This window comes from Collinsella sp. LCP19S3_C9 (genome assembly GCF_052121575.1).
In the GTDB taxonomy this organism is placed as follows: Bacteria; Actinomycetota; Coriobacteriia; order Coriobacteriales; family Coriobacteriaceae; genus Collinsella.
Genome location: NZ_JBQKDZ010000007.1, coordinates 1 through 11,180 on the forward strand (window position 1 = coordinate 1; position 11,180 = coordinate 11,180).

Here is an 11,180-nt window from a genome sequence, read left to right on the forward strand (position 1 = left end):
GAGTATGATGTCCAGCATCCCGTCCCCGTCTCTTCGATGTTGATGTTTGGCGACATTCATCTTAGGGCGGGGACGGGACATTATTACGTCAACGCTGGTCTAACGGAGAGAAGTATGACAAGAGAAAGAAAAGTCCGTAGATTATGCATCTTTAGACTCGTGAAAAAGCGCATCGTGCCCGTCAGCGGCGACGCACCGGCCTTCGGGACGCCTGAAGGCTACTGGGCACGGCGGCAATGTTCATAGCGAATGATGCGGACGCTGCAACTGGTATTATATGACGTACTATTGAAGGGAAAGCAGTATGGCTTACAGCAAAAGGATCAGTTAGAAAGTAACTGGACAGCTGTAATGGCTTCAATTTATGCAGAGGCAGACGATGCCGCATATAACGAAGCCATGGGTAAGATTCTGAAACATTATGAGGAGGATGATCCATCTGTATTTAATTTCTTGTCGGGAGTAGCTGAGGGGGCAGGAGTCTCAAAGGAAGATGCAGTAGTTGCAGTTATGGGCTCATCTGTTCTTAACTATGACCTCATGATGCATTTTGATCCAGAGAGCTCAAATGATCCAGAGCGTTCAAAAACATGTATGAATGTATCTGCTTGGGGAAATATGACTCAGGATGGTCATCATCTTGGAGCCGCTAATCTTGATGCAGTCAGCACAACACCCGCCGCAATGTTCTCGAGCATGGTTTCTTATCCGAAACATGGCAATGCAGTCATTGCATCAGGTGGATTGCAGGGAAATGCATTCATGAACTCTAAGGGCCTTATTATTACCTATGCCGGAGGGCCTACGGCATCGCCAAGCGATGATGCTAAGACAATCGATAGGGAAGGCACCTTCCTCGATACTTTGTTTGCTTATTGGTACACAGCCACAAAGTGCGATACGGCAGACGAAGCAGTCAAAATGCTTACGAAAACTGAGTGGATTCACACGGGTAACATCAACGTTTCCGACAACAAGGGAAATGCGTATCTCATCGAGCAAAAAGATAATGCATATGTAGTGCGCAAAGCCGGTGACTACGGTGAGACGGACTATCTAATTGCAGCGAATCATTTCAAGGATGAGCTCTGGATGAATGATTCATATGAGGCATATCCGGATAGCGTGCCAAGAGCCAATACTCTAGAAAAGGTTATGCAAGACGAGAGCGGCAGCGTTACCCCACTCACGCTCGCGAACGGACTCGGAAGCATTCGTTACTATGACGAGGGCAAATGGAGTGAGGAAAATTGGGACTTCGGTGGTTTCTATCAGTTCCACTCTCCAGAAGGCGATGACATAGAATTCAAGACAATTTTCAGGACAATTTTTGATGCAACTGATCAGGAAATGTATGTCTTGAGAGGTCATGACGAGAAATTCCGTTCAGACGTTCCCTATGGTACAGCTAATTACTACAGGCTTACTCTCGGAAAGAACATGCAGGCCACTAATAAGAGCGCAGAAGTCGACGCGCGTATTGCGGTAAGAAATGCAGGAGCTGAATTGTATAAGAATGGCTCAGTGGATGACGAGTCCATGGAGTATTACAATAAGGCTGCTGAGGCGGTGCACACGGGATGCAATTACACCACTATGGCTGATTGCGCCAATGCGAAAGGCGATAAGGAGCAGGCTGCGATTATGTATGGCCTTGCTACTTCGCAGTTTGCCAATGCTCAGCGATACGCACAGGCATCTTATACTACTGAAAATGTAATTATTCAATAATCTTGCGTAACGCTCAGCTCGTCATTTAAAGAAAGCGGAAGTGATCTCGAACCCTCCCTAAAGATAACGCTCGAGATCACTTCCAAGATGTACCATCATGCCGATCATCTCGGCATGATGGTATTTTTCGTTTATTCGCGCTGCCAGGCTTTCCTGCGCCTGACCCGGAGTTTTAATCGCGGAGGCCGGATTCGAACCAACGACCTCCAAGGCGCAGAGATTGACACGGGGGATCAAAATGCCCGCGCAGCAACTAGCTCGCCGTGCTATTTATCCAAAGAAAAACAGCTCAGAGAACAATGCCTCTGAGCTGCTAAAAGTCTTGGTCGCGGGGGCAGGATTTGAACCTACGACCTCCGGGTTATGAGCCCGTTGGAGGCTGTCGCTTATATTATACATGGGTGTTTACCTGCGGTTTTATTTGCAGATGTTTGGCGCCATTGCTCGTATTTTTCTACTCTATTTCTTCGTTAGGCACTTTTCTTCTTCGAATCTTCGCTCGATGCGCACGGCAGAGCCGCATGAAACGCCTCACCATCCAATTGAGCTATCGGGCCGAGGCTTCCGGCAGGATTAGGCGTTTTTGCAAATCACTCCTATGGCATCTTCAAGCCTCTTCTTTGTAAGGACCTCGTCGTGGCGCCATTCAAGCAACTTGACCCCCCTATCTGCGCATTTCGCTCTCTTTCTTTGGTCGAGTTCTTTTCTGCTGCGAAGTCCATCCTCGCCGCCAAAGAATTCAACTGGCTCATAGTGCTGAATTCCCTGATATTCAATTCCAAGGTTAAGCCGGGGAATGTAAACATCCAAGCTTTGGCGACCAAGCCAGTCCTCGTGATACTGAAACACAGCATCGCGATACAGGCTCTTCGCGATCCTGAACATCTGGTATTCGCCCTTCCACTTGATATTGAGCCGACCAGATTCCGCCATCTTTGTTTTCTGGGCATTGTATAGCGAACGCACTCGTTTTTGTTGCTCGCTGAGAAAGGACAGATCTGGTTTTCCGTTGGCGAGTTTAGGACAAACAAACTCACCCCTTGCGTTTAATTTACTGCCAGGAACGAGCCGGTCGAACAACTTGCCAAGGGCCATTCCCTGAACAAGCCTCGATCTATTCCGAAGACCTTCGAGCGCCCACTGAAGGTCGGCAATTGTGGAAAACTCCGATACAGCGAGAGCGTTTTCGAGCACCGCTTGATGGAACGCCATGGCAGAACTACCAAGAAAGAAGTACTCGGTCTCCTCTTTCCCCGGCGCATAGAGAAGGTATTCATCAATGGGAATATCGTAAATCGAATAGGGCCTTGCCATGCCTTTAAGATGCATGAATGAGATGAGATCAACGTCGTCAATATCAACATCGATTGAATAGTTTTCCGTCTCGTCGTCCTTAAAGGTGTTTTCCACCGGAACGGGATCGTAATGCTCCTTCAAATATTCGACCGCGACTCTCGACGGCATATCGTTTCCCTTGCTGAAATAGAGACGAATGCGCCCATCTTCAATTGCCTCGGCGGTCATTTTGTCTCTTAGATCAAATAGGGTTTCGTTTCTTCTCATTTCGCATTCCCAAAAAGCCCCATGGCTTACACCGACCAGATCTAGCGTCCCGTCTGTATTGCGGACATAATGTGACCATAGTTCTCCGTCAACGATCGAAAAACCGACCGCGCCGTCAGCGGCGTTCCTAATCGGGCCCTCGACGCCCTCGATGGTCTCAGTAAGCTCCGCCCCATCGAAGCAAAGCAATTTCGAGGCTCCATCCGATTGATATTGAGAGCATGGTCGGACTTGCACATAAAAGTGAAGCGACGGCATCTCGTCGATATCGGGGGCAACGTCGCAGTCTTGCGATCCGAGGAAGGCAAATTGGCGATTGAAGCCTTTTTTGCTCTTGTCCCAAGTTATAACAACGCGTTCCGTATTTGCGACCGAAATGACCCTGCCATCCGGAAACGGCAGCTCAAGGGTCCCCACCCCATTGAACGCCCCAACACCACGCCTGATTCCATAGGCGGTATATGCACCATCACGGCCTTTGACGAACAGTCGACCATCCGTACCACAGTATCCATTCAACGCAGCCTGGGATACCGATTGGTCACTCCACTGGCCGTACCGAAAAAACTCCACTGACATTCACCCCACGTCGACAACCGCTGCAACAGATAGTCGATGTTCATTATCAGACGTTGATGATCTTTATCGCCCAGTGATCGGCCAACGGCACCGCGGCGGCCCACAATCGACAAGTCGCATGAACGCCCGTCGCTGCAAAGATCAGCAAAGGGCCGCGATATCGATTCATGACCCATAGAACCGATACCTATAAACCCCGCCGTCATCTTAGGCCCCGCTCGCCGAGATCTTTAGTGCGGCGTCCGCGCCCAACATCGATGCCATTTAAGGCCCTATTTACTTTTTGAAAGGAGTCACATGGGACTCGAAGACATCATTTACGAGCTCGCCTGCCTTCATGAGTCGATGCTCTTTTGCTGCGAGGACCAATCAGGCAAGGAGGACCCGGTCTTCGCGCATTACTGCATGGCGCTGGGAAGGGTTGTCGGAGACCTCGAAGAGGCCGAACGGCGCCTTCCTGGCCTCGATGTCGTGCTTCATCCTCAAGTCGACACGCATAAAAAGCCTCCCATTTCTCGTGTCCAAGAAATGGGAGGCAGTTCAGCAATTACTGCCGGGGCGTTTTTAGAGCTCGATCTCCGCGATTACCTTTTTCATCTCGATGGCCCATCCGAGCTGTTCCTCGATGTACCCCGGCCATGCGTCCTGGTGGCCCTTGATGGGATGGCCCGCCTTGTAGAAGCGTAGTCCCGAGGCCTTTTTCGCATCGAAGGGTGCCGCCGTCAGCCCGAGGCGCTCCTCGAAGATCCCGCTGTTGGCGATGGCGCGGTGCCCGATCTCCTTGTCGTCGTCCACGTACAGCTCGATGCCCGTGCGGCCTTTGTGCGTATCGATGAGCAGGGCGAGATGGTATGCCGAGACCCCCAGGCGAAGCGTCGACCAATGGTCCTTGCTGGGCTTCTGCGGGCTGAACTCCTTGAGGAACTCCGGATGGGCGTCCGCCACCTCGCGGTAGGCCGTCCAGTACGCCAGCTTGACCTTCTCGGTCTCGCTGAACCCCTCGGAGAGCCTCACGGTCTTGGTCCACTCGTTCGGCTGCTCGACCACGTTGAAGCGCGGGGCGGGCAGGGAGTCCCCGATCCTCCAGAGCTCGACCTCGACCAGGAAGAACCCGAAGTCGCTGTCGGTGTGCTGGTTGAGCCACTCGATTGCCTGGCGGTGCTCGTCGCGGGCGCGCGCCACGACCCAGATGACGACCTCGGCGTCCTTGCCGGCGGCATATGTAATCACCTTGCCGAGGTGGTCGTGGTTGGTGTCCTCGAGCTGGTTCTCGATAATCACCTTGCGGCCCGTACCGGACTCCTGCGCGTAGATGTCCACGTTGAAGGATCCGACCGAGGACTCCGTCTCTATGAGCTCGAGCTCGATTCCGACCGCCATCCCGAGGGTTGCGAGGTTCTGTTCATCGGCCAGCCACTTGGTGAAGTCGTGGGCCTCATGCGGCCACACCTCGCGCAAGGGGACCTTCTGGATGGTGTCCAGGTTATAGGTCTTCATCCGCCACCCTCTCGACCGATAATCCAGTGCCGTTGTAGAGCCTCTCGCCGTCAAACGAACGCAGCAGGAGCCCACGACGTTCGTCGACGTCCTTCAGCTCGCACGGATACACGAATAGCAAAATGTTTTGCCGGTACTTGTAGTCAGCGTAGACATCCGGATCGCCCAATCGCGTAGGTATGGACGCGATATCGTCCGCCATACGCTCACTTGACCCCACGTATATTCCGAGATAGTCGCTGAAGTTCTTATCGTGGTCATGCTTGCGGTATGTCGCGATGAGATAGCAGCCGGGCATATCGTAGCCGTTGAACGCAGCCTCGGAGGCTTTGCCCTGCCGGCAGATGAACTCGTGCAGGGGCATCACCGTCGACGCGCCTTCAAATATTGATTGCCTCGCGGCATCGATCTTCTTGCGAGCCTCCGCTGCGGCTCTTGAGTCCTGAAACGCCTTCGTGGCATCCCCCAACGCGCCGGCTGCCGCGCCGACGCCTTCCGCCGCCGCGCCAAATCCCTTGCCGATGCCGTCGGCAACAACGCGTGCGCCGTTGGTTGCCCCGTCGGCAGCGCTTTTCACGGCTCCATCGACATCGAAACCGAGCTGCTTTGCCCCATCGACAACCCCGGCGGCAGCGGCCAAAACCCCTGCCGCAAGATTCACCGTGTCTTTTACGGTTTTCAAATTGACGGCCATATCGAGCCTTCCCCTCTATTCCGCCTTGCCAAATCGGTTCATAACCTCAAGCAACTCGCCCGTCGTGACGATTTTCGCCTGCGTGTTGCCGTTGAAAACCGCGTCGAGCTTGCTTCGTCCCGCGTTGTCGCCTATTGCGAGGTACTTCGTGCTCTGCGCGGGCTTGCCATCGGTCGCCTTCATCCCGCATTCCTTAAGTGCGGCAAGGATCTCATCGCGATTGTAGCCCGGAGTGACGCCGGATACCTTCACCTTGAGTCCGACCGGATCAGTGATTTCGCCCGGATCGCCCCTGTGGCCCGCATCCTCGGCTTTCGCCAAAACCTCTTCGATGGTTTCCTGCGACCCGTTCACCAGTCCCAAGCCCGTGAAAACACGCTTGCGGCCATGATGGGAGGAAGCATTCGGAGCCCAAACGGCAGGCTCGAGCGCACCGAACTCGCCGACCAGCCCATGGAAGATCCCAAGGCACGCCTCGGCATCGCTCGCCGCATCGTGGTGGTTATCAAGACGCACGCCGTAATGCTCGCAGAGGTCGATGAGCGCTCCCGGCAGACCCTTCTGCTTCGCCACCAGCATCGTATCGATCACTTCGACCTCGGGCATTTCGATGTCGTAGACAGCCAGACTCTTCTTGATGTGGTGGATGTCGGCGCCGTTGGCGTTATGCGCGACCAGGATGTAGTCTCGCAGTAAATCCGCCAGACCGGCATCCTCCCAGAAGCGGGCAAAGGTCGGCATGTCGTCCAGTGAGTCCCAATCGATTTCCAGATGGGACCTGCTCCACCAGCCAATCTCGCTCTCAGGATTGATCACCCGGCAAACCGGGTCGCCCACGCAGTTTCCCTCAAGATCCGTGAGGATGTAGGCGACCTGGCATATCCTCTGCTGGGGATTCGCCGTCTCGCTGTCCCAGAAGATATATCCCTTTTTCGCCATACGGCTTCCTTTCCCTTAAAACAAACTGTTATCCCATTCGAGTGCCCGGGCTATCGTCCCGACGCAGGAAAAGAACAGCGCGTTGAAGGAGTCGTTCTTGAGATAGTAAATGCAGGCCGCCTCGTACTTGTCGCCCTTCTCCTTGGTCGTTGCCGACCCATTGACGATAGAATCAAGGGCATCGTAGACGGTCTTCATATAGCGACTCCCTTGTTGTTATTCAGACGTCACTATTTTAGCTAAGGACCGCCGGAACTCCTCCCAATTGGAGTTTATCGGTCGATAAATCAAGCCGACCGGCCCGCGATTATCAATGGTTTATCTGTTTCACATAATAAATTGACTCAGGATTCACCCGCAATTCACCCGCAAGGTAACCCGATAAAGAAAAAGCTCGGAAGCAATTTTGCTTCCGAGCTGCAAGTTCTTGGTCGCGGGGGCAGGATTTGAACCTACGACCTCCGGGTTATGAGCCCGGCGAGCTACCAGACTGCTCCACCCCGCAATGTCTGGGCGCCTCATGTGCGCAAGAAAGAATATTACTCGGGAGTTCGGTGGACGGCAAGGAAACTCTCGTAGAGCATAATTCCTTCATATTTAAAACCCCTCAGCCCATATCACCGTAAACGAATCGCAGCCGAGCGCCGTCGACAGCACGTATACAATGGTGCGCGTCCTTTTATGCCGAAACCGGGAGTAGACATGCTGCTCGCTATCGATATGGGAAACACGCAGACGGCCATGGGCCTGTTTGACGGAGACGAGCTGGTGCAGTCGTGGCGCATGCCCACCGACCGCTCCTATACCGCAGATGAGATCCATGTGCGCCTGATGGGTTTTTTTAAGATGTACGGCCTTTCGCTCGACGCGGTCGACGCTATCGCCTTTGCGGGCGTGGTGCCGCAGCTCTCGCGCGAATGGCATGCCGTGGCCGACCGCATTGCCGCAGACGTCATCGTCATTGGGCCGCAGACGGCCGCCGTAACCAAGCTGCGCGCGGCGCGTCCCCGGGCCGTAGGTGCCGATCGCGTCGCCAACGCCGTTGCGGCTGAGACTTTCTACGGCGCGCCGGCAATCGTGGTGGACTTTGGCACCGCAACCAATATCGACGTCATCGATGAGGACGGCTATTACATTGGCGGAGCGATCGCGCCGGGCATCCGCATCTCCATGGATGCACTTGCCGCCCGCGCCGCCAAGCTCGCCAGCGTGCCGCTCGAGGCGCCCGAGCACGCCATCGGCCGCGATACCGAGGAGTGCATCAAGGTCGGCGCCGTGGTGGGCACCGCCGCTATGGCCGAAGGCCTGGTCGCGCGCATGAAGCGCGAGCTGGGCCGCGAGGATGCCACCGTTATCGCCACGGGAGGCCTCGCCGGCATCGTCGCCGATTCGACCGATGCCTTCGACGTGGTCGATGGACAGCTCACCATTAAGGGTATCTGCGAAATCTACCGCCGCATGCAGGAGCTGGGGTAAGACAGGGACCGGAGCCAAGCGTGAGCACTGTCTTAACCCCTCGGTTTCTCTGACGCACGGACTAGGTGACTCTAGTTCTCCAACCCCTCCGTGAGCCAGATCAAGCGACTGCGTTTCATTAAAACAGAATAGTCAGCTGGAAAGAGTACGTTGGCAACCCTTGGCATAGCAGCCCCCCTTCGCAAACCTCAACCTCACCTTTCTTGCACGTCCACCGACGGCAGCGCGACGCTTGCCACAAAGAGCGGTACGCCGGTGCGAGACACGAGCGCTGCATAGAAAGGCCTGTCAAGCGTTATCTTGCGCGGCTCTGGCGGGTTCTCCGGCGGAAGGCCCGCGACAGCGACCATCACCGTGTACGCGCCGGCCTCTACGCCGTTCTCATCGACAGCGAACTTCGCGCCATGGACAATCTGCGTTGAAGTCCCCCCTACCCCCACCATAGGTGTAAGCTCCATCGCAGTTGCCGTAGAGACGCCGGCGGCCTTTAGCAGCGAGCAGACGTCCGAGAGCGTCGACTCGCATTCAAAGCGAGGAATCCCCAGGTCGACGGGCTCCCATTCTCCCTCGCCTTGGGACAGACGCTCGAATAGCCCAAGCGCGTCATCAACATGATCATCCTCGCCGCTCGGAAGAACAAAACACACGCCGGCATCGGAGCTGAGCGGCAACAAGAAGGCAACCCTGCCGCTCTCGACGATCACCGCACAATCGCGCTTGCCACGCATAAACGCTGCTTGAACATCGCCGTTCTTTGCATGGAAGGTCTCAACTTTGGTCGATTCGCCGTCAAACGGATCCGCCCATGCATCCTTCATGTAAAGCGCGCTCACAAGACAGGCAAGAGCCACTGGTGATAACTCGATGCTTGGCGACAACAGGCCGTGAGTTTGTTCGGCTACCCAATCGGTCACCCGTTGGCTAACGCGCGGATCGGCCAAGTCATCGATTGAAACATGCACGCTGCATTTGTCGCACTCGTGCAGAAACGCCTCCGATGGGCTCGCGGACCTGGAAAGCCAAGCCGCCGTTGCCGTGCTCGCATCATAACCGTCATAGCCCCAGTTCCGCTCCAGCTCGATGCCGAAGGGATCACGCTCGCTAAACATGTCGCCATCGCCCAGGAGCATGTCGAGCTCCCGACATGTGGCGCCCAAGGCACCCTTTCGTACAATCGTCAACAAGCTCGCGACGCACGCAGGCGACCAAACCCCGTTCTTGCCTTGAGCGAGTATTTTCTCGGATAGGGATTTTGCAACCCTCCATGCCTGTGGACACGCCGAATTTGCTTTGTCAGCCATAGTCTGCTCCCATCGTTAGGACATAAACTATTATTTCGCACGGCGCGGACACAAATCTCGCACCGGAAAGGCAGCCCAATGGCTTTCTAAGAGGCTCAAAGCCTTTCTATTCCTCAAAAACGAATAATTTTCAGTTTTGAGGAATAGGCTCGAAGCACGCTAAGCCTCGCCGCACAGCCACCTCGCCAGGTCCACGATCTGCACTCCGTCGCGATCCGTGGCCTCGTGATGCGTGCGGGCGAGAATCATCTTGGGATACGCATCGCCAATGCTCAGCAGTGGCGAAATCTCGCGTTCAAATGTCTTATCCGAGCTGATGTCGTCGCTCACCTGAATGTAGAGCTTCTCGCTTCGCTTGATTGCTACAAAGTCTATTTCCTTTTTATAGAGCACGCCGACGTATACCTCGTATCCGCGGCGCAGCAGCTCGATTGCCACTATGTTCTCGTATACGCGCCCCCAATCCATATCACGTGTACCGAGCAGCGCGTATTTGAACGCGTGGTCTGCCAGGTAATACTTCTCGCCGCTCTTAAGGTATTTCTTGCCGCGAATGTCATATCGACGAACTTTATAGAAGGCAAACGCATCGCACAGGTACCCCATGTACGCACCGACCGTCTTGTTCGTAATCTTTAGCCCATCCGCATTTAATGCATCGGTAATGTTGCGTGCCGACGTAATGTTGGAAACGTTGTCCATCATGTAATCGGCAATGCGCAGCAGCGCCGATTCGTTTCTCACGTTATGCCGCTGCACGATATCTCTCACAATGAGCGTCTTAAAGACGTTGGAGAGATATTGATAGCGCTGCTCCTGCAGTGGATAAGGGTAAGAGCCAGACATACCGCCGGTTCTCGCGTACTCATCGAAGTCACGGTCGACCTCGCCCTCGTCGCCATAGAGACGATACTCCTCAAACGAGAATGGGAAAACCTCGATCTCGAACGTGCGCCCCGTAAAGAGCGTCGACAGATCGCTCGACAGCAAAAAGGCATTCGATCCGGTAATGAAGATGTCATACTGCTCGGATGCGTGAAGGCTGTTGATCGCACGCTCAAAACCTTCGCACATCTGAACCTCATCGATAAGCAGAAAGTTTTGTTTGCCGGGCACCCGATGATCTTTTACATAAGCGAGCAACGCGTGATACTCGAGCAGGTTCTCGAACTCATCGAGGTTGTAGTTGATATGGATGACATTCGAATTAGGCAGATTTGCCTCCACGTAATCGCGGAGGGCCTCGATCAATTTTGATTTACCGCTGCGGCGGATGCCCGTGATGACCTTGATATCCGGCACGCCAATAAGACTCGTCAACGTGTCCATATATGACGCTCTATTGATGAGTTTCATCGGGGCCTCCTCGCGGTCTTTTATCTCTATTCCTCAAAAACGAA

General features: G+C 54.5%; 10 protein-coding genes and 1 tRNA gene. 2 read left to right on the forward strand and 9 right to left on the reverse strand.

Annotated features, from left to right (window positions below; translation table 11 throughout):
- Nucleotides 1-249: 249 nt before the first annotated feature.
- The gene (locus tag ACTQXI_RS04430; protein WP_441548382.1) at nt 250-1,731 is read left to right on the forward strand and encodes a C45 family autoproteolytic acyltransferase/hydolase; all 1,482 of its coding nucleotides are present in this window, start codon (nt 250-252) and stop codon (nt 1,729-1,731) included.
- Nucleotides 1,732-1,788: 57 nt separating this feature from the next.
- Here the strand turns inward: ACTQXI_RS04430 and ACTQXI_RS04435 are convergent, their stop codons facing one another.
- The 7 genes from ACTQXI_RS04435 to ACTQXI_RS04465 form a co-directional block, all read right to left on the reverse strand.
- Nucleotides 1,789-1,941: a hypothetical protein gene (locus ACTQXI_RS04435; RefSeq protein WP_441548383.1), complete on the reverse strand. Its 153-nt coding sequence runs from the start codon at nt 1,939-1,941 to the stop codon at nt 1,789-1,791.
- A 363-nt stretch (nt 1,942-2,304) separates the two neighbouring features.
- A complete protein-coding gene (locus ACTQXI_RS04440; protein WP_441048733.1) occupies nt 2,305-3,873 on the reverse strand; it encodes a hypothetical protein in 1,569 nt (522 codons plus the stop codon).
- Between the two features lie 564 nt (nt 3,874-4,437).
- Nucleotides 4,438-5,370 (reverse strand): DUF4268 domain-containing protein, encoded by a 933-nt coding sequence (locus tag ACTQXI_RS04445; protein WP_441048734.1) that lies wholly within the window; start codon nt 5,368-5,370, stop codon nt 4,438-4,440.
- Nucleotides 5,357-6,064 (reverse strand): hypothetical protein, encoded by a 708-nt coding sequence (locus ACTQXI_RS04450; protein ID WP_441048735.1) that lies wholly within the window; start codon nt 6,062-6,064, stop codon nt 5,357-5,359. Before ACTQXI_RS04450 ends, ACTQXI_RS04445 begins: the two co-directional genes overlap by 14 nt.
- Before the next feature lie 15 nt (nt 6,065-6,079).
- Nucleotides 6,080-7,003 carry an exonuclease domain-containing protein gene (locus ACTQXI_RS04455; RefSeq protein WP_441048736.1) on the reverse strand — a complete coding sequence of 308 codons (924 nt, stop codon included), beginning with the start codon at nt 7,001-7,003 and terminating at the stop codon, nt 6,080-6,082.
- Nucleotides 7,004-7,018: 15 nt separating this feature from the next.
- On the reverse strand, nt 7,019-7,201 hold the full coding sequence (locus ACTQXI_RS04460; RefSeq protein ID WP_441048737.1) for a hypothetical protein: 183 nt from the start codon (nt 7,199-7,201) through the stop codon (nt 7,019-7,021).
- Nucleotides 7,202-7,431: 230 nt separating this feature from the next.
- Nucleotides 7,432-7,508: transfer RNA gene (locus ACTQXI_RS04465), tRNA-Met, on the reverse strand.
- A gap of 197 nt (nt 7,509-7,705) precedes the next feature.
- On the opposite strand from ACTQXI_RS04465, the gene ACTQXI_RS04470 reads away from it, so the two are divergent.
- Entirely contained in the window at nt 7,706-8,479 is a 774-nt protein-coding gene (locus tag ACTQXI_RS04470) for a type III pantothenate kinase (RefSeq protein ID WP_441048738.1), read from the forward strand.
- 194 nt (nt 8,480-8,673) lie between these two features.
- Here ACTQXI_RS04470 and ACTQXI_RS04475 read toward each other — a convergent pair whose 3' ends face one another.
- Nucleotides 8,674-9,780, reverse strand: a complete 1,107-nt coding sequence (locus ACTQXI_RS04475; RefSeq protein WP_441548384.1) for a serpin family protein — start codon at nt 9,778-9,780, stop codon at nt 8,674-8,676.
- 159 nt (nt 9,781-9,939) lie between these two features.
- Nucleotides 9,940-11,136 (reverse strand): ATP-binding protein, encoded by a 1,197-nt coding sequence (locus ACTQXI_RS04480; protein ID WP_441548385.1) that lies wholly within the window; start codon nt 11,134-11,136, stop codon nt 9,940-9,942.
- Nucleotides 11,137-11,180: the final 44 nt, after the last annotated feature.

What these genes read in the sequence shown, in the direction of transcription:
- ACTQXI_RS04430 (WP_441548382.1), top strand. Translation starts at nt 250, where the DNA reads ATGATGCGGACGCTGCAACTGGTATTATATGACGTACTATTGAAGGGA.
- ACTQXI_RS04440 (WP_441048733.1), bottom strand. Translation starts at nt 3,873, where the DNA reads ATGTCAGTGGAGTTTTTTCGGTACGGCCAGTGGAGTGACCAATCGGTA.
- ACTQXI_RS04445 (WP_441048734.1), bottom strand. Translation starts at nt 5,370, where the DNA reads ATGAAGACCTATAACCTGGACACCATCCAGAAGGTCCCCTTGCGCGAG.
- ACTQXI_RS04450 (WP_441048735.1), bottom strand. Translation starts at nt 6,064, where the DNA reads ATGGCCGTCAATTTGAAAACCGTAAAAGACACGGTGAATCTTGCGGCA.
- ACTQXI_RS04455 (WP_441048736.1), bottom strand. Translation starts at nt 7,003, where the DNA reads ATGGCGAAAAAGGGATATATCTTCTGGGACAGCGAGACGGCGAATCCC.
- ACTQXI_RS04460 (WP_441048737.1), bottom strand. Translation starts at nt 7,201, where the DNA reads ATGAAGACCGTCTACGATGCCCTTGATTCTATCGTCAATGGGTCGGCA.
- ACTQXI_RS04470 (WP_441048738.1), top strand. Translation starts at nt 7,706, where the DNA reads ATGCTGCTCGCTATCGATATGGGAAACACGCAGACGGCCATGGGCCTG.
- ACTQXI_RS04475 (WP_441548384.1), bottom strand. Translation starts at nt 9,780, where the DNA reads ATGGCTGACAAAGCAAATTCGGCGTGTCCACAGGCATGGAGGGTTGCA.
- ACTQXI_RS04480 (WP_441548385.1), bottom strand. Translation starts at nt 11,136, where the DNA reads ATGAAACTCATCAATAGAGCGTCATATATGGACACGTTGACGAGTCTT.